Consider the following 17,652-nt stretch of genomic DNA (forward strand, 5'->3'; position numbering starts at 1 on the left):
ACGCTATATTTTTTCCATCAACCGCGCCTCGCACAGAGCCGGATCAAACCGCCCATGGCCATCAATCGTCGCGGCGCTTATTAATCATCCAGCGGCATCACACCGGAAAGCGATGAAGAAAAGAATGTCCAATGAGACACAGGGAGTCTTTTTCTTGCGGGCGATGCGTGCGCTGCGCGGCGGCGCACACGCCCTTGCAGGACGCCTCAGCCTGCCGCTCATCATTATCGCGGGTTGGCAATCGGCTTCCGTCACAGGCCTGATTTCGCCCACCCTCTTGCCCTCCCCGCTCCATGTCGCCGAGACGGTGGCGTACCTGATCGACAGCGGAGAACTCTGGCGCCACGTCAGCGCCAGCGGCCTGCGGGTGATACAGGGCTTCGTCGCGGCTGCCGCGCTGGCGCTGACATTGGGAATCTCCATGGGAATCTTCAACCGCCTGGAGCGATTCGTGGATTTCCTGATTCAAATACTCAAGCCGGTTCCCCCTATCGCCTGGATTCCGCTGTCGGTCCTCTGGTTTGGCATTGACGAAGGCGCCAAGATTTTCATCATCGTGCTCGGCAGCTTTTTTCCGATTCTGACGACTACCGTGGACGCCATCCGCCAGACGGACCGGCGCTACGTGGAGCTGGCCCGGACGCTGGAGCTGCCCCGCCATCTGTTCATCCGCAAGATCATGCTTCCGGGCGCTACGCCGCAGATCATGAGCGGTCTGCGCGTAGGCCTGGCCATGGCCTGGATGTGCGTTGTAGCCGCCGAGCTGATAGCAGCGCCCAGCGGCGTAGGCTTTCTGATCATGGACGGCCGGGCGATGTCCCAGGCAGATTTGGTGCTGGCAGGCATGCTGACCCTGGGTGTGCTTGGGAAGATCACTGACGACGTTCTACGGGCTGTGGAACAACCGCTGGTCCTATGGCGTCCTCAGTTCAAGGGGATGACACGCACATGAACGTCCTATCGCAAGCGCAGCAACGGGCAGGCAACGGCATGCAAGCCCTGAATGTGAGCAAGCAATACCTGGGTCCCCATGGCCAGCATGTGGCTGCGTTGGTGAACATAGATCTCGTCTTTCCCGAAGGCAGCATTACCTGTGTAGTGGGGACCAGCGGTTGCGGCAAGAGCACGTTGCTCAGGATCCTGGCGGGGCTGGATGGCGATCATGGCGGCAGCGTCACGCTAGGCGCACAGACTTTCTCCGGGCCATCGCTCCAACGCGGCGTGGTGTTCCAGGACCATCGCCTGCTGCCCTGGATGACGATTGCGGAAAATGTGGCACTGGGCCTGCACCGCGAGACCGCCCAGAGACGCCGGGAGATCGTGGACCAGAAGCTGGAGTTGGTTGGGCTATTGGCGTTTCGCGACACCTATCCTGCACAGCTTTCGGGCGGCATGGCCCAACGTGTAGCCATTGCACGTGCGCTGGCGCATGAGCCGCGCGTGCTGCTGCTGGACGAGCCGTTCGGCGCGCTGGACACCATCACCCGGCTGCAGATGCAGGATGAGTTGCTCCGAATCCGCGAGAAGGAACGGGTGACGACCGTGCTGATCACCCATGACATCGAGGAAGCCGTCTATCTGGGCGATCGGATTGCCGTCCTGTCGAGCAGGCCGGGCACGGTACGGGCCGTGGTCGATGTCGAGTTGCCTCACCCGCGCAAGAGGACAGGCGCCAGCTTCGCGGCCTTGCGCCAATCGCTTTACGAGCAATTTCTACAACATGCCTCCGGAGCGCCGCCAAGCAACGTGCCAGAGCGTGGCGATACGGCTTACACCCCGATAGCAGGTGGCACCCATGCATGAACGATTCCGGAACCTCATGACAGCGGCGGTCTTCGGCGCAGTCTTGCTCTGCTCCATGGCGGCCCACGCCACCGATACGCTGCGCCTGGGCGTCATGCCCTTCGTGCCGTATTCGGCAAGCCTGCTGGCCCGGCAATACGGTTGGGTGGAAGAGGAACTGAAAAAGGCCGGCCACGACGACGTCAAAGTCATCTGGACGCAATTTTCCGGCGGCCCGTCGATCAATGAGGCGTTTGCCTCCGGCGACCTGGACATCGCCGCGCTCGGTGACACTGCCGCATTGATCGGCCGCGCTTCCGGAATCGACCATCGCATTATCGGTCTGTCATACAAGGGAGAGGAAACGCTGGCGCTGATGGTGCGCAAGGATGCGCCATTCCAGAGCGTGGCAGAGCTCAAGGGTAAGAAGGTGGCGACGTTGCGCGGGGGAAACGTGCATGAACTGCTGGCGCTTATCCTTGCCGAATCCGGCCTGAAACTGTCGGACGTGCAGTTTCTCAACCTGTCTCTGCAGGACATGAACACGGCGCTGCTCAATAGCGATATTGACGCCGCGCTGGTGTGGGACCCCGTCTTCACACAGTTGGAGACCGAAGGCCAGGCACGCACGCTGCGCGATGGCAAGGGCCTCAAGAGCAATCTGATTCCCATCATCGCCTCCGCATCGCTCATCCAGCAGAAGCCCGAGTATGTCCAGGCCTACCTGCGCGGTATCGCCCGCGGCGCCGACGCGCTGAAACGCCGGCCCCAGGAAACGGCCGCCGAGCTGGCTCCTGTTTTCGGATTGAGCCCGGCGCAGACGTTGACCGCATTCAGCCGTTCCACCTGGGTCCCGCGTCTGGACGCGCAAGCGTTGGCCGAACTGAGGCGTTCAGTCGAGTTCCTGTTGGGTAATCGAATGATCCGCAAGCCCCTGGATCTGGACAAGTTTGTCGATCCTGCAGACGCCGCAGCCACAGACCTGACGGGATATTTGGGATCCGCCCGTGACCCCTCCAACCCGATCCCGGCGGGAGTGCCCCATGCCTGAATCAAACAAAGGCATAGCGCCCCAAAACACGGATGATCAACCCCGGGCCTTGCCGGCGCGGCTGGTGCTTCGGCCTGCGGCGCGCCCTGATTTCCAAGCCGTTCGCGACATCGTGCTCGAAGCTGAAGCGTTGGGCGCAAGCGCGGCGCTGATCACAGGCGGACGCGGCGCGCTGGAACCTTTGACCGTCGTAGGCGCGCTGGCGCCGCTGACCGCACGCATAGGCCTGCTCGCCGAAGTCGACGCTGCCGAAACCCATCCCTATACCGCTGCCCGCCGACTGGCGGCGCTCGATCACATCAGTGGCGGCAGGACTGGCTGGTCGCTGACAGGCGCTCGCGAACCTGGCCGCATTCGGGACTACGTCGATGCGGTGCATGCGCTCTGGGATAGTTGGGATGACGATGCCCATCGATTCGACAAGCGCAGCGGCGTCTACATCGATACGGATCGGATCGCGGCAGCGGACCACGCAGGGCCGTTCTATCGCGTGGCAGGCCCGCTCGATATTCCTCGACCGCCGCAGGGCCGCCTGCCCAGGGTGGGCGATGACAGCACTGTGGATGTCTCTTTCAGTGAGTGGATTGGCGTCGTGGCAGATCCGACCGCATGGCGCAAGCTGCGCGCCCGGTTCGAACCGGGCGTCGCGGATACCGCCGGACGGCCGCCTCGGACGCTGCGGCGCGAGTTAGGCCTATCGGACATTCCCCCGCAGTACTCCAACCGTCTTGCCGCCGCCCCAAATCCATGACCGCTCAAGATCGATCGTTGATTCTGCTCGTGAACGCCTTTGTCGCGGGCCACCACGAGGGGGCTTGGCGGCTGCCCCAAGCTCAACCAGAACGCCTGCGTGACATCCGCTATCACCAGGAGATCGCCCGCCTCGCCGAGACTGGGGGCTTCCATGCCATGTTCGTCGCGGATTTCTTCGTGTTCAATCCGGGCGCGCGCCATAGCCCGCGCTGGGAACTGGATCCGCTGACGCTCCTGTCGGGTGTCGCGCAGGCGACCGAACGGCTGGGCTTGATCGCAACAGGATCGGCCACGCTGAGCACGCCGGAAGAAATTGCGCGCACCTTTTCCACGTTGGCTCATGTCAGCGCCGGACGCGCCCTCTGGAACATCGTGACCAATGGCGATCCCGCGGCAGCCGCCAATTTTGGACAGAACAAGCCCGTACCGCATCAGCAGCGCTACCAGATCGGCGCGCAGGCTGTTCAAGACGTGCTGCAGCTTTGGCGCAAAGGACAGGACGTGCCAGCGCCAGTCCAGTCGCATCCGGTTCTGGTGCAGGCCGGGTCCTCATCGGATGGCCGCGACTTCGCCTCGCGCTATGCCGAACTGGTATTCACCGCGCAAAACACCATCGGGGAGGCACATGCGTTTCGTCACGACTTGCTGACACGCGCCGCGGCGCATGGACGCAAGCCTGGTGCTGTGAAGCTCATACCCGGCATCAGCCCCGCCATCGGCAGCACGGTTGAAGAGGCGCGCCGCAAAAAGCGCGACCTTGACGAGTTGATCGTGCCGGAAGCTTCGCTGGCGTGGCTGGCTGGCTTTGGAATCGATCTAGGAGCCCACGACCTGGACGGTCCCCTGCCGCCGATATTGGGTGACATCGATAGATTCGAAGGGATAAAAAGCCGCTTTGGGGTGATCGCTTCGGTAATCGAACGCCACCGCCCGACGACCATCCGTGCGTTGCTCCAGTTACTTGCGGGCAGTCGCGGCCATGCCAGCCTGAGCGGCACGCCGGAGAGCATCGCGGACCTGATTGCCGAGTGGTTCCAACAGGGCGCGGCCGATGGCTTCATGCTGATGCCGCATGCTTTCCCGAGCGAGTTCCAGTTGTTCGTGGACGAAGTCGTGCCCTTGCTACGCCGACGCGGCTTGCTGCGGGATGGAGAGCGGCAAGCGGGCTTGCGTGAACGCTTGGGGTTGCCGGTGGAAGGGCTGGGCGAGCGAATCTAGGAAATATCTGCGCAATGCCCCCCAGATGAGGGTCTGAAAAGGCATTCGTCTGCCGCAGTAGGCCAAGGGCCTATGAAATGGGACAAAAGCGGCGCTATCGCCCGCAATCGACGAGCATCTGCCCCCCTACTCCAGAGGCACGAAGAAAATCCCGCCATATCAGTACATTTACATCCGCTCCTGCCGTAAATCTAGATAAGTCTGGTTTATTGAAAACAGGAGTTTGATGTGGCAGAAAAAGGCTTGATCCGTGGACTTGTGATCGGCGTACCCTCATTGGTGGTTTTGGGAGCCGCTTCCCTCTCCATGCTGGGGTACGGTGCAGCCAGTGCCATTGAAAGCCGCTTTGGCGTGCCTACGGAATTGACGTATGACACGCCACTAGATCTTCTGCATCTCTCCAGTCACGCGTTTTCCGGCTGGATAGAAATTGCGGACGAGATACACACCCTCGAAAACTTCAAACTGTTGGCCATCGTCATGGCGGCCATAGGCCTCGCCATCACTCTGGTTTTCATTGGCTCGCACACGCCGAAAGTGCGCGAACCCGTGATAAAGGCCGGAAGCGGCATCGCACTCATGCTCTCCAAAATTCCTGGCTGGCAGTTCATTCAAAGAGGCCGGAGATGGCTGCGCAAGGAAATAATCAGCTTCATTCCACTAGCCGCACTCAGCATTGCACCTTGGCTACTTATTTTCGCCATGAAGATCGTGCTGATTCTATTTGCCCTCCTTCCCTATTTGGGATACGTGGGGGCAATGAAACAGCTCCAAACCTGGATAGTTTCCGCTGAGCATTGCACCCCAATCGGCAGCAGAAATGAGAGATTGATTCTCTCCGACCTTCCAAAGACATCTGCCCAGCAAGAGAACAAAAGCAAGGCCACTCCATGCCTCGCTCTCTGGAGAAACGGTTCCATGATTGCAGAAGGCCGACATGTCGCGTCAACCGGAAGCACCATCATCCTTTTTGATCCGGTAAGCGGCAATGTGACGATAGAGCCGACCGAGGGAAGCTCCTTGCGTTTACACGGCCTTTCCGCAATGACGCTGAAAGAGTTGATTGAAACTCCCAACACCGACAACTAAGGCGGAAAATGGCCCAATCATTTGATAGAAAACATCTATAGCCTTGAAATAATCATAGCAAAATATATAAAATTACTTGCTTATAGCAAACAATAATATGCCTTAAGCAAGTAATTGGAACTCCCCCATGACAGAGCAATCGCTCTACGACCGCGCCGAAGCGGTCCGGCATTTCAACCGTTTCTACACCCGCCAGATCGGCGTCCTGCATGAGCACCTGCTGGCCAGCGAGTTCTCGCTGACCGAAGTCCGCATTCTTTATGAACTGGCCCACAGGCCGGCGCTCAGCACCTCGGACCTGTGCCGGGAACTGAACCTGGACGCCGGGTATGTCAGCCGCGTGATCTCGGGCTTCGAAAAGAAAGGCTTGATCGCCAAGACGCGCTCGGCCGCGGATGCCCGCGTCGGCCTGCTGGAACTGACAGAGGCCGGCCGGGCGGCGTTTGCTCCGCTCAATGAGGCGTCGCGCAACGAGATCATCGGCATCCTCAAACAGCTATCGGAGCCAGCGCAAGCGCAGCTGGTCAATGCCATGAACGAAATTCAGAACCTGCTCGGCGACAAAGCCCCCATGCCCTATGTGCTGCGTGATCCGCGCCCGGGCGACATGGGGCTGGTGGTGGCAAACCAGGCCATGGTCTATGCGCAAGAATTCGGCTGGAACTCGGAGTACGAGGCGCTGGTGGCCGAGATCGTGGCGAAGTTCATCCGGGAGTTCGACCGCGAGCGAGAGCGCTGCTGGATCGCGGAGAAGGACGGGAAGATGGTGGGCTCTGTCTTCGTGGTGCGGCAGGACGAAACCACGGCGAAGCTGCGCCTGCTGTATGTGGACGGCTCCGCGCGCGGGCTGGGCATAGGCCATCGGCTGGTCGACGAGTGCCTGCGTTTTGCGCGGCAGGCGGGCTACAAGCGCATGGTGTTGTGGACCAATAGCGTGCTGACGGACGCGCGCCGGATCTATGAAAAGGCCGGCTTCGAACTGGTCGAGGAAGAACAGCACCACAGCTTCGGCAAGGATCTTGTGGGACAGTATTGGGCGCGGGATCTGTAGGCCACGCGATGCATCCCTGCGGCCAGATCAAATCCGTTTCCACGGACAGGCTCGACTCCGATGAGTGAACGCGCCCAGGCCATATGCGCCGCCGCCGTCACAGGCGCGCTTGTGGGGGCCGCGATGGTGTCCACCCGCGCGGTGTCGAGCGACGTGTCGCCCGAGACGCTGGCTTTCCTGCGTTATGCCATCGGGGCGCTCGTGCTTGCCGCGCCCATGCTGCGGCGATGGTCTGTACGGTTCACGGCCAAGGATTTCTGCGCGGTGGCGGGCCTGGGCATACTGCAATTCGCGATGCTGATATTGCTGTTGAACTACGCGCTGGCCCGGCTGCCGGCCGCCACTTGCGCGCTGGTGTTTTCCACGCTGCCGCTGGTAACGCTGTGCCTGGCGATTGCCACGGGACGCGAGCAGTTCAGCTGGCCGCGGCTGATCGGCGCGGTCGTGGCGGTCTCGGGGATTGCGCTATTGCTGCAACCCTCTGCCGCCGCGGTGGGCAGCGCCGCAGATGGCTGGGCATGGGCCGCCTTGTTGGGCGCGACCTTCATCGGCGCGGCTTGCAGTCTTTTATATCGTCCGTACCTGCGTCGCTATCCATCCATGTATGTCAGCGTGGTGGCGATGCTGGTGTCGGTCTTGTTCCTGGCGGGCGTCTGCCTGGCGCGAAGCGCGCCATTGCTGCCCAGCCTGTCCGGCTTTCAATGGGCGAACGTGGTGTTCATCGGGCTTTCCAGCGCAGTGGGCTATTTTTGCCTGCTGTGGGCGCTGAGCCGCCTGGAGGCAAGCCGGGTAATGTCGTTTCAGGCGCTGGCGCCGATCACGGCAGTATTGATCGAGCTGCTGAGCGGCTCGTATCCGCTGACCTGGCGCCTGACGGGGGCTTTTGTTCTGGTGTTATCGGGCGTCTGGTTCGGCACGCATGAACGGCGCGCGAGCGCCGCTTGACTCTGCCTCTGGAGCATCAAACCGTTCAGGTTTCTGGATTGATCCGGGCGCGCGTCTTCTCGTCCAGGATGCTGCGCACCAGCGCAAACAAAGGATCCGCGTCGGTGTGCTTCTGGCCGTAGGTCAGATTGAACCCATAGTCGAAATCCGGCGGATTCAAACCCTGCGTGTGCTGCAGGATGGTTTCCAGCTTGTCCAGGGCCTTGACGGCTTTGGCTTCCGGCGTGGCGGCATCCTCATATTCCTGCCAAAGCGCCAGGATTCCTGCGCGCTGTTGCTCATCCAGGGAGCGGGTCAGGTGCAGCAGGTCGGCTTTCTCCTGTTTGGCCTTGTCCGGATGATGGTGTTTCTCGATCGCGGGTACGTCTCCATGGATGGCCTCGCCCAGATCGTGCAGCACACACAGCTTCAGAACCTTGAGCATGTCCAGGCCGGCCAACTCGTCTTCGAAGGCCATGGCCATCAGGCACAGGCGCCAGCTGTGTTCAGCCGTGCTTTCGGGGCGGCCGGTGGACGTGAATCCGCTACGCAGCACGCTCTTGAGTTTTTCGGCTTCCTGCAGAAAGGCCAGCCGGCCTTTGATGTTCTCGATATTCATTTCAATTCCAACCCAATGTGGCGCAGCCATGGGCCTCGCCGGCCATCACAAGGTCGGCTGCGGAATGGGGATATCCTTCGATATCAGGTCGCCGTCTTGAATCCTTGTGTCGCACCCGGAGCTAAGGCCCCACTTGGTGACCGTGCCGTCATCAATCCTGAACTTCTCCGTGCATCGGTAGATGGTGTTGTTGATGATGCCACGGACGTATTCGTACGAAATGATCTTGCCGCCGTTGGACAAGGTATAGCTGTTGGTGGGCGGCCCCCATTTGGAAACCAGCTTTTCTTCGCTTTCGCCAACCCACGATTGCATCATGTCAGCCCTGGTTTCCTGGCGTTCATTGTTGATCATATTGCCTAGCGGGGAACCCGCGCACCCGGCAAGCAGTTGAGCCACAAGAACCGTCAAGATTAGCTTCTTCATTTATTTTTTCCCCTGGGATCGGCCTGACATGGCCGTGGATTGCAAAGACAGCAGCTCGCAGTGCGGCCTAGCGGCAAGATTCCTTCGGCAGATCGAACCCGACCTTGACGCTGGTCGCGATCACGTTCTTGAAAGCTGCGTCGGCGACGCTGTTGTAGCGGGCGTCGCAATTGAATTTGTTATTGAGCAGGTAATCCTTGCCTTCCGCCTTTTCCATCTGCGTGGCCCATTTCTCGGCTGCATCCAGCGCTTGGTCTCCGGCCTGTACAAAGCCCAGCATGATTTCCATGCCGCCGGCTGCGCGAGGCGCGGTCCAGCTTGCGTACACCCAGGGATCGGCGGCGTTGCCGCAGTCGGTCAGGCAATCTGCCGTATACGTCAGGTCAGAGCCAAAGGCGGCGGGGGTGATTTTCTGCCCAGGCTTGGGCGCATATTCGCCGATGAAGCTGGCGAGGTCGGGCTTGCAGGTTTCGGAAGGTTCCAGGCTCAGCGCCGATACCTTGCCCGACTTGATCGTCGCGGTGACCAGGCAACCCTGCACATCGAACACGCGATCGTCGCCGTAGGATTCCTGCGGCACGCCGGCTATCGTTTCGAAATGCGCCTGGCTCTTGCCCAGCATTTTTCCATTGAAGACTTCCTGCACGGTGGCGGCCTGCGCAATATTGCCGCCGGCCATCAGCAGCCCCATGGCCAAAACTCTGAAATACATACTGGATCAGGCTCCGTCGAATATGGGTTTTGCCGCGGGCCAAACCTCGCGCGCAAACGGAGCGTATTCAAACATAGATGGCACTGCACGGATGGGCAAAAAATCGGTAATTCACCGGCATACGCCTGCGGATACTTCGCATTCACTGGAAGCCGCGGATTCAAGCAGTAACAACTGCGCCAGCGGGGCAACAAATTATCACGTTTACGATACGGCCCTGGCAGATCGCCGTATGACCGGCCTCCGATTAACGCTTAGGCGCGAATATCACCTTGACCGGCGCGCCCTGCTTGACCGTGCTGGCCCAGGGGCCATTCTTCGGTTCGAACGCGGGATGCCAGGCCCTGAGTTCCGTATCGGAAATCCATTCAAGCTGCAGTTGCTCATCAGGCGTATACGACCGGAACTGCGTCAGCGCCACGATGAACGCATTGCACTTTTCCGACACGCCGGTCTCGACCACGGATACCTGGGTCTGCTCGTCCCAGGTCAGCGACCCGCGCTGCGGGCATTTGCGGACCTCGACGTGATACTTTCCGCCAGGCGAAGGGAGATCGGCGATGATTTTGTCGGGACCGCAAGCCGTCAGCAGCATGGACGACAGCAATACCAGCGGAATGCTTTTTTTCATTGAAAAGCCTTCTGACCGTGAAGGAGGTCAATCCGTGAAAACCTGCGCATGATACCTTGCGACCTTGCGCACCGTTGAAGCCTGAAGCGTTCACACATGGACGATCGATGAACACACCTACGCAATACTGCAGCCAGAAGTTTGCCCGCAAGCCCTGGAGGCTCGCATGCCGATAGCCCTGGCCGATCTGGAGCAAGGCGTCATGGAGCTGTTGCGCGCACAGCCCGCGTTCGCTGGCTGGAAGAAAAAGGGCAAGCGTTGCCTGTGGCGAGCCTGCGGCGAATTGCAGCAAGGCGTGGAACTGATCCGCTACAAGGGCTCGTTCGACGATGCGCAGCACGTATCCTTGGGCGTCTACGTGTCGTTTCCGTATGAAAAGGAATGGCCGGTTTACGTGCCGGCAGAAGTCTGGAACAAGGGGCGCATGTACCGCCGCGCCTATTTGAAACCGCGAGAAGGGCTGATCCAGGACCCGACCCTGGGCAGCGGCGCGGTGCTCAAGATCAGCAGTGCTCAGGACCTGAAGGACTGGCTGTCGACCTTGGCGGCGGATGTCGAAAACCATCTGGCTCCATGGTTTCAGCGCTATCAGACTCTGGAGGAAGCGTGGTACGAGTACCGCATTCCGTCCTGGCGTCTGCAGGCGGCCGGCCTTAAACCGGAAGAAAGACCGGAGCGCTAAATCAAGGGAGAGTAAAGCCCGCCGCGCCATTCCAGAAGTTCTCCACGCTGCGCGAGGACGCAACGATAGGCTCGTTCTCGGGTCATATCGTTTTCGTCAATCTGCACATTCTGGCGACGCCACGGCCCCTTGCAGACGATATCTCCAAAAGAATATCGCACCCACGCCCGCACGGTGACATGTTTGTCAGCGACCTCACCGATCGGAAACTCAAGTGGTCTCAACGCATCCGATAATACCGGCGAAGAGACGATCAGCGGAACCGCAGGTGCCGCCGCTGCAATTCAGCAACGGTCCTGCACCCCATCAGCTTCATGGCCCGCTCGATCTCGACCCGCATCAGTTCCAGCGCCCGCTCCACGCCCGGCCGGCCGGCGGCCGCCAGCGGAAACAGGTAGTAGCGGCCCAGCCCCACGGCCTTGGCGCCTAGCGCCAGCGCCTTGAGCACATGAGTGCCGCGCTGCACGCCGCCGTCCATCATCACGTCGATGCGGTCGCCAACCGCGTCGACGATTTCCGCGAGCTGGTCGAAAGCGCTGCGCGAACCGTCCAATTGGCGGCCGCCGTGGTTGGACAGCACGATGCCGGTGCAGCCGATGTCGGCCGCGCGCCTGGCGTCTTCCACCGACATCACGCCCTTCAGGCAGAATTGCCCGCCCCATTCCTGCACCATCGCGGCGACATCGTCCCAGGTCATGGCCGGGTCCAGCATGTCGGTGAAGTAGCGGCTGATGGACATGGCGCCGCCGCCCATGTCGACGTGGGTGTCCAGCTGCGGCAGCCGGAAGCGTTCGTGGGTTAGGTAATTGAGCGCCCAGGCTGGCTTGATGGCGAACTGCGCGATGCCGGCAAGATTGAGCCTGAACGGAATGGCGAAGCCGGTGCGCTTGTCGCGTTCGCGGTTGCCGCCAGTGATGCTGTCCACGGTCAGCATCATGACCTGCACGCCGGCTTCCTTGGCGCGGGCCATCATTTCGCGGTTCAGCCCGCGGTCCTTGTGGAAGTAGAACTGGTAGACCTGGGGGCCGCCGCTGATCTTGCGGGCTTCTTCCAGGCTGACGGTGCCCAGCGAGGAGACGCCGAACATGGTGCCGAACTTGCCCGCGGCGGCGGCCACGGCGCGTTCGCCGTCATGATGGAACAGCCGCTGCAAGGCGGTGGGCGAGCAATAGACCGGCAGCGCCAGCTTCTGGCCCATGACGGTCACCGACATGTCCACTTCCGCCACGCCGCGCAGCACGTCGGGCAGCAGATCGCAGGATTCGAAGGCCGCGGTGTTGCGGCGGTAGGTGGTTTCATCGTCGGCGGCGCCGTCGATGTAATTGAAGATGGGGCCTGGCAGCCGCTGGCGGGCCATGCGGCGAAAGTCGTGGAAGTTCTGGCACTGATGCAGACGCATGGGTGGACCTTTATCGAAACTACACGTGCAGACAGCCTGAGCCCCCGGATGGAGCGGGAGGAATTGTAGACCGATAGCCACATTTCCAAGGCCATCAAAATGGACCCCAGCGCAGATCGTGTTAAATGCGGGCTTTCGCCCTACGAACGGAAGTACTCCGCAATGCCTCACCTCCTGCTCAAACCGGCCACGCTGATCGCGGCCACCGTCCTGTCGCTGCCCGCCGCAACCGTCTCGGCGCAACAGAACCTGGAGCGCGCCACCTCCTTGGCCCAGATCCACGCCATCATGGAGTATTGCGAGGTGCTGACCCCCGAACTGCTGGAGGTCCTGAAGAAGCGGCAGCAGTCCGCCACGCGCGAGTCCGGCGTGTCGTCGCTGGTGTTCGATGCGGAGTATCTGCGCGCCTACGCCAAGGCGCGCAAGGACATGGCGGATTTCGGGGAGGAAGAAAAGGAGCTGACCTGCCAGCCCATGCGGGCCATGGCCGGCAAGGACTGAGCCCTCATTGCCACGCGCCCGAAGTGGCTGCGCGGCGCCTTGAAACATGGCGCCGGCAAGCGTAGTCTGACACCGCTGATTCTTCCCCCACTGCCATAGCCGGGAGCGATTCATGGCGCAGAAAGAACGACATAAGGGCCGCTTGATCGATCACATCGGGCTGGTGGTGCGCGACCTGCCCGCCAGCAAGGCGTTCTACACGGCGGTCTTCAATGCGTTGAAGATTCCCATCGGCGGTTCCGACGGCCCGGACTTCTGGACGGACGAGCTGTTCATTTCCTCGCGCGGCAGCGCCGAGGTGCAGGGCGAACTGACCGGCCGCATCCATCTGGCGTTCCAGGCGGAAGACCGGGCCATGGTAGATGCCTTCTACCAGGCGGCGTTGGCGCATGGCGGCCGGGATAACGGTCCGCCGGGCGAGCGCGCAAACTACCATGCCGGCTACTACGCCGCGTTCGTGCTGGACCCGGACGGCAACAATATCGAAGCCGTCACCCGCGCGGGCGCCCAACGCAGCGCGGCCTCGGTGCGGATCACCTACTGAACGCGCCGCCAGCGCCCGGGGCTGGACGTCAGGCCGCGCCCCGCGGCGCCTGGATCATCTTCCAGCCATTGCCCGCCGGATCGCGAAAGCCCGCGTCCACGCTACCGTAGCGTTCGATGGGTTCCTGCGTGAACTCGACGCCCAACGCCTGCAGCCGGGCATGGTCTGCGCGGCAGTCGGCCACATGCAGGACCAGAGGCGGCATCGCGCCTTTGGCGACCATGGCACGCAGCGTCTGCGCCGTGGCCTCGTCGTGGATGGGCGGGCCGGGCGCAAACAGGCCGAGCTGAAACGAGGGCTGGTCCGGATGCTGGACCGTCAGCCACCGGTACGGCCCGTTGCGCACGTCCGTATGGACGCGGAATCCGAGCTTGTCCACGTAGAACGCCAGCGCCGCGTCCTGATCGTCCACGTATATACCCGCCACGTTGATGCCTGAGTTCATGAGACCTCCTTGGTTGATGGCGGAAATTTACCGTCGGTCTCGCGGCGGCGCTTCTCCAAAACAGCGATGTTGAGGTCGGGGCGCTGCGCGGCCTTCGCTACGCAGCCGGGCATGCTGTCCAGTGGCGGCGTCCCCGCCCGCGCCTGCACCCGCATGGCGCTGGGGCTGAGCCCGGTGACGTCGCGGAAAATGCGGCTATAGGTGCCGAGGCTTTCCCACCCGGTCGCATAGGCGATTTCAGTGACGCTCTGCTCCGTGTCCCGCAGCATGGCCACGCTTTGTTCGATACGCCGCGTCAACAGGTAGCGGTGCGGCGGCAGGCCGAAGGCGCGCTTGAAGGAGTGCGCGAAATGGGCCTTGGAGATGCCGCTGACCTCGGCCAGGCGCTCCACCGGCCAGGCTTCGTGCGAGGCCGCATCCATCCGGTCCTTGACGCGCAGCAGGCGGCGCAGCAAGCCCGGATCCTGCTGCGCGCCTGCGCCTGGCGCGGCTTGTGCCAGCAGCGTTCCCAGCTTCAGCAAGGCGTCTTCCTGCACCGTGCTATAGCCCACCACCACACCCGACGCCAGCTCCACCTTACGGCAGAAGTCCGCCACCGGCTGCATGCCCACGCCCGCGGCCCGCGCCGCCGCCACGGCCTGCGCCACATCCCAGCCCGGGGGCAGCCACCACAGCAGATGAAAGCCGGCGTGTTCGCCACCGACGCGCAATGCATCGCTGCCGACGGCCTGGCGCAAGGCGCGCAGCACGGCGTCGCGCCGGCGCGCGTACACGCCGCGCGCCTTGCGCACGTGGCGCGCGAAACTGCCGTCCTGCAGGAACGCCGCCAGCGTCATTTGCTCGATGATGCTGGGCGAGCGCCCCGCGCGGCGGCGCGCCTGCACGAAAGCGGGCGCCAATTCCTTGGGCACCACCGCATAGCCGATGCGCAGCGCGTTGAACAAGGTCTTGTTGAAGCTGCCGCAATGGATGACGCGATCGGCCGTATCCAGGCTTTTCAGGGCGGCCAGCGGCGCGCCGTCGTAGCTGAATTCGCTGTCGTAGTCGTCCTCGACGATCCAGCAGCCGGCCTGCGCGGCCCAGTCCAGCAGCTCCAGGCGGCGGGACACGGGCATGGTGGCGCCGGTAGGCGCCTGGTGGGCGGGCGTGACGTGCACGAGCTTTACGCCGCGCTGGCGCCGGGCCTGCGCAACCGGAAAGCCGCCGGCATCGATGGCCAAGGGAACGATGTGCCGCGTGTACTGGCCGAAGATCGGTTCGGCATTCAGGTAGCCCGGATCCTCGATCAGCACCTTGTCCTGCGGCTGCAGCAGGAGATGGCCGCAGAGGTCCAGGCCGTCGCGGATGCCGCCCAGGACGATGACCTGCTCCGGATCGCAGCTGATGCCGCGCGCCGCGCCCAGATAGCGGGCGATCTGCTCGCGCAAGGGGCGCCAGCCTTGCGGTTCATCGTTGGCAAGCTGGGCCGGCGTGACGCGCCGCGCGCTGGCCATCAGCCCCTTGCGCCAGCGTTCCATGGGGAAGAGCGCGGCGTCGGCGCTGCGGGAGTAGAACTGGGAGTTGGGCTGCAACGGCGCGTAGATCGCGGCCATATGCGGCGCGGCCCCAGGCGGGCTGACAGCGGGCGCGGGCTGCGGCTCGCCTGCTTGCGTTGCCGGCCGCGGCTCCGGGGCCTTGGACGTTGCGGCACTCTCGCCCGGCAACCCCGCCCGGAAAAAGTTGTCCGGAATCACCGCCGCCACGTATGTGCCCGAACCCACCGTGCCCGCGGTATAGCCTTCGCTGCGCAATTGGTCGTAGGCAGCCTCGACCGTGGAGCGCGCAATGTGCCAGCGCGCGGCCAGGCTGCGCGTGGACGGCAGGCGCGCGCCGGACGGCAGCGCGCCCTTCAATATGCGTTCGCGGATCTCGCGGTAGACCCAGGCCTGCTTGGACTCCCCTGGCCGCGCGGCGTCCATCGGCAGGTCCAGGCTGGCTTCCTGGCGTTTCGCTCCTGGCTGCCCTGCGGAAAGTGGCTTGTTCATATTGAGAGAAATGGCTCTATTTCATGTAGCCATTCTATCGGTAGATTGGCTGCCTGAGCCCCATGCGGGGCAAATTTCCTGGAACCCGCCATGACCGCCACTACGCCCTGCCACACCATCACCCTGGAGACCGGCCCCTTCTTCACGGACGGCACGACCTCGATCCTGGAGGCGGCACTGGCCCAGGGCATACCCGTACCCTTCTCCTGTCAGCGCGGGGCCTGCGGCTCATGCCGCGCCGTGGTCATGGATGGCAGCTATGAACGCATGGCGCCGCCCGCGGACGGCGGCTACCAGACGGCCAGCGACGAACTGCTGATGTGCCAGTGCCGCGCCGCCAGCGACCTGACGCTGCGCTTCCCGCATTGGCGCGCCCCCGAAGAACCCAGTCCGCCGCGCCGCGCCCGCGTCGCGTCGCGCCTGCCGCTGGCCCCCGACGTCACCCAGCTCATCGTCGAAATGCAGGGCGAGGACGACTACGGCTACCTGCCCGGCCAACATGCCCGACTGATCCTGGACGGCGGCGCCCGCCGCAACTTCTCGATTGCGAATGCGCCCGGCGCGGCGGGGCCTGCCCGGCTGGAGTTCCACATCCGCCGCATGCCCGGCGGCGCCTTCACCGATGGCATCCTGCCCGGCCTCCAGCCCGGCGACATGCTGACCCTGGACGGCGCGCAAGGCAGTTGCACCTGGCCTGCGGAGATGCCTGCCGGCATCGACCACCTGGTGCTGCTGGCCACCGGCACGGGCTATGCGGGCGTGGCTCCCATCCTTATGGCAGCGCTGCAAAGCCGCGCGCTGAAGACGGTGACCTTGTACTGGGGCGGACGCACGCCGGACGATTGCTACGCCGGGCAGATGCTGGATGCCTTGCAGGGCAAGGGCGACGGGTTCCAGTGGCATGCGGTGCTGTCCCAGGCCGATCGCACAGATGGCCAGCCCCGCCACGTGCAGGACGCAGCCATCTCCGCGGACCACGACTGGTCACGCAGCCTGGTCTACGCCTGCGGCAATCCGGCAATGGTGCAGGCGGCCCGCGACCGGCTGCTGGCGGCCGGCCTGCCCGCCGACCGCTACCGGTCCGAGGCCTTCCACCCCGCGGCGGGAGGCACGGCCGGCGCCGCGCCGCGGCGCGAGGCGCATCCCTGGGAGCGCCTCAGTCCGCGCTACACGCTCGCAGGCATCCTCGACGCGCGCCAGCGCTCCATGCAGGCGGTGGCGGAAATCGCCGCGCTGATGCGCCCCGGCATGACCACGCGCGAGGCCATCGCCGTGGCGGACGAGCACTTGCGCCGGATGGGTGCATCCAACAACTGGCACCCGACCTATGTGCGCTTCGGCCCGGATACGCAGTCCCCGCCCATCCAGCGCACCGACTATGACCGCAAGCTGCAGGAACATGACATCTTCGTGCTGGACATCGGCCCGGTGTGGGACGGCCATGAGGGCGACTATGGCGACACCTTCGTGCTGGGCGCCGATGCAGACCGCCTGCGCTGCGCCGAAGCCGCGCGCGAGGTCTTCCGGCGCGCCCGCCTGGCGTGGCTGGAAGGCCTGACGGGCGCCGCCCTGTACGACCGCGCCTCGGAATATGCGCGCGAGCTGGGCTGCGAACTGGTGCGCGAGATTCCCGGGCACCGGGTATCGGATTTTCCGCATGCGCTGTACGGCAAACATCTGCTGGCGCAGGCGGACTTCGTACCCGCCGACGGCATCTGGGTACTGGAGATCCAGGTGCGGGATGCAGAGCGGCCGATGGGCGCGTTCTACGAGGACGTGTTGCTGCGCTAGCGCGGCGGGC

Annotated in this window: 19 protein-coding genes; 12 read left to right on the forward strand and 7 right to left on the reverse strand. The window is 63.3% G+C overall.

The genetic code is table 11. The annotated features are described in order from the left end of the window. Positions 1-124: 124 nt before the first annotated feature. The 8 genes from HV793_RS17150 (at position 125) to HV793_RS17185 (ending at position 7,889) form a co-directional block, all read left to right on the forward strand. Entirely contained in the window at positions 125-952 is an 828-nt protein-coding gene (locus HV793_RS17150; RefSeq protein ID WP_244958659.1) for an ABC transporter permease, read from the forward strand. Beyond that, positions 949-1,803 (forward strand): ABC transporter ATP-binding protein, encoded by an 855-nt coding sequence (locus HV793_RS17155; protein ID WP_244958660.1) that lies wholly within the window; start codon positions 949-951, stop codon positions 1,801-1,803. The genes HV793_RS17150 and HV793_RS17155 overlap by 4 nt, the downstream gene beginning before the upstream one ends. Beyond that, positions 1,796-2,833, forward strand: coding sequence for an aliphatic sulfonate ABC transporter substrate-binding protein (locus tag HV793_RS17160; protein ID WP_175213640.1), 1,038 nt, complete (start codon positions 1,796-1,798; stop codon positions 2,831-2,833). Before HV793_RS17155 ends, HV793_RS17160 begins: the two co-directional genes overlap by 8 nt. After that, positions 2,826-3,584 (forward strand): LLM class flavin-dependent oxidoreductase, encoded by a 759-nt coding sequence (locus HV793_RS17165; protein WP_175213641.1) that lies wholly within the window; start codon positions 2,826-2,828, stop codon positions 3,582-3,584. The genes HV793_RS17160 and HV793_RS17165 overlap by 8 nt, the downstream gene beginning before the upstream one ends. After that, positions 3,581-4,804, forward strand: coding sequence for an LLM class flavin-dependent oxidoreductase (locus HV793_RS17170; RefSeq protein WP_175213642.1), 1,224 nt, complete (start codon positions 3,581-3,583; stop codon positions 4,802-4,804). Before HV793_RS17165 ends, HV793_RS17170 begins: the two co-directional genes overlap by 4 nt. A gap of 228 nt (positions 4,805-5,032) precedes the next feature. Further along, positions 5,033-5,893 carry a hypothetical protein gene (locus tag HV793_RS17175; protein ID WP_175213643.1) on the forward strand — a complete coding sequence of 287 codons (861 nt, stop codon included), beginning with the start codon at positions 5,033-5,035 and terminating at the stop codon, positions 5,891-5,893. A 127-nt stretch (positions 5,894-6,020) separates the two neighbouring features. Further along, positions 6,021-6,944 carry a bifunctional helix-turn-helix transcriptional regulator/GNAT family N-acetyltransferase gene (locus tag HV793_RS17180; protein WP_175213644.1) on the forward strand — a complete coding sequence of 308 codons (924 nt, stop codon included), beginning with the start codon at positions 6,021-6,023 and terminating at the stop codon, positions 6,942-6,944. A gap of 60 nt (positions 6,945-7,004) precedes the next feature. Further along, entirely contained in the window at positions 7,005-7,889 is an 885-nt protein-coding gene (locus HV793_RS17185) for a DMT family transporter (RefSeq protein ID WP_125472350.1), read from the forward strand. Positions 7,890-7,914: 25 nt separating this feature from the next. On the opposite strand, the gene HV793_RS17190 is transcribed toward HV793_RS17185, so the two are convergent. The 4 genes from HV793_RS17190 to HV793_RS17205 all read right to left on the reverse strand — a co-directional run bounded on the left by HV793_RS17190 (position 7,915) and on the right by HV793_RS17205 (position 10,256). Beyond that, the gene (locus HV793_RS17190; RefSeq protein ID WP_125472351.1) at positions 7,915-8,487 is read right to left on the reverse strand and encodes an HD domain-containing protein; all 573 of its coding nucleotides are present in this window, start codon (positions 8,485-8,487) and stop codon (positions 7,915-7,917) included. A gap of 45 nt (positions 8,488-8,532) precedes the next feature. Continuing rightward, complete coding sequence (locus HV793_RS17195; RefSeq protein WP_119451295.1) at positions 8,533-8,913, reverse strand: hypothetical protein; 381 nt, start codon at positions 8,911-8,913, stop codon at positions 8,533-8,535. 67 nt (positions 8,914-8,980) lie between these two features. Next, positions 8,981-9,625, reverse strand: a complete 645-nt coding sequence (locus HV793_RS17200; protein ID WP_175213645.1) for a hypothetical protein — start codon at positions 9,623-9,625, stop codon at positions 8,981-8,983. A gap of 247 nt (positions 9,626-9,872) precedes the next feature. Beyond that, on the reverse strand, positions 9,873-10,256 hold the full coding sequence (locus HV793_RS17205) for a hypothetical protein (protein WP_054456281.1): 384 nt from the start codon (positions 10,254-10,256) through the stop codon (positions 9,873-9,875). A 166-nt stretch (positions 10,257-10,422) separates the two neighbouring features. Between HV793_RS17205 and HV793_RS17210 the strand changes: the two genes are divergently transcribed. Then, entirely contained in the window at positions 10,423-10,938 is a 516-nt protein-coding gene (locus tag HV793_RS17210) for a hypothetical protein (RefSeq protein ID WP_244958661.1), read from the forward strand. 253 nt (positions 10,939-11,191) lie between these two features. On the opposite strand, the gene HV793_RS17215 is transcribed toward HV793_RS17210, so the two are convergent. Beyond that, positions 11,192-12,337: an alpha-hydroxy acid oxidase gene (locus tag HV793_RS17215; RefSeq protein ID WP_054456279.1), complete on the reverse strand. Its 1,146-nt coding sequence runs from the start codon at positions 12,335-12,337 to the stop codon at positions 11,192-11,194. A gap of 162 nt (positions 12,338-12,499) precedes the next feature. On the opposite strand from HV793_RS17215, the gene HV793_RS17220 reads away from it, so the two are divergent. Next, the gene (locus HV793_RS17220) at positions 12,500-12,838 is read left to right on the forward strand and encodes a hypothetical protein (RefSeq protein WP_175213646.1); all 339 of its coding nucleotides are present in this window, start codon (positions 12,500-12,502) and stop codon (positions 12,836-12,838) included. A 112-nt stretch (positions 12,839-12,950) separates the two neighbouring features. Continuing rightward, entirely contained in the window at positions 12,951-13,382 is a 432-nt protein-coding gene (locus tag HV793_RS17225) for a VOC family protein (RefSeq protein WP_054456277.1), read from the forward strand. Between the two features lie 28 nt (positions 13,383-13,410). Here HV793_RS17225 and HV793_RS17230 read toward each other — a convergent pair whose 3' ends face one another. Both HV793_RS17230 and pdxR read right to left on the reverse strand, forming a co-directional pair. Continuing rightward, entirely contained in the window at positions 13,411-13,827 is a 417-nt protein-coding gene (locus tag HV793_RS17230) for a VOC family protein (RefSeq protein ID WP_119451287.1), read from the reverse strand. Next, entirely contained in the window at positions 13,824-15,851 is a 2,028-nt protein-coding gene (pdxR, locus tag HV793_RS31245) for a MocR-like pyridoxine biosynthesis transcription factor PdxR (RefSeq protein ID WP_175213647.1), read from the reverse strand. Before pdxR ends, HV793_RS17230 begins: the two co-directional genes overlap by 4 nt. A gap of 90 nt (positions 15,852-15,941) precedes the next feature. Here pdxR and HV793_RS17240 point away from each other — a divergent pair, with 90 nt between their 5' ends. After that, on the forward strand, positions 15,942-17,642 hold the full coding sequence (locus tag HV793_RS17240) for an NAD(P)H dependent flavin oxidoreductase family protein (RefSeq protein ID WP_175213648.1): 1,701 nt from the start codon (positions 15,942-15,944) through the stop codon (positions 17,640-17,642). Positions 17,643-17,652 lie beyond the last annotated feature (10 nt).

The sequence above is a fragment of the Achromobacter aegrifaciens genome (genome assembly GCF_902859965.1).
Taxonomy (GTDB): domain Bacteria; phylum Pseudomonadota; class Gammaproteobacteria; order Burkholderiales; family Burkholderiaceae_B; genus Achromobacter; species Achromobacter aegrifaciens.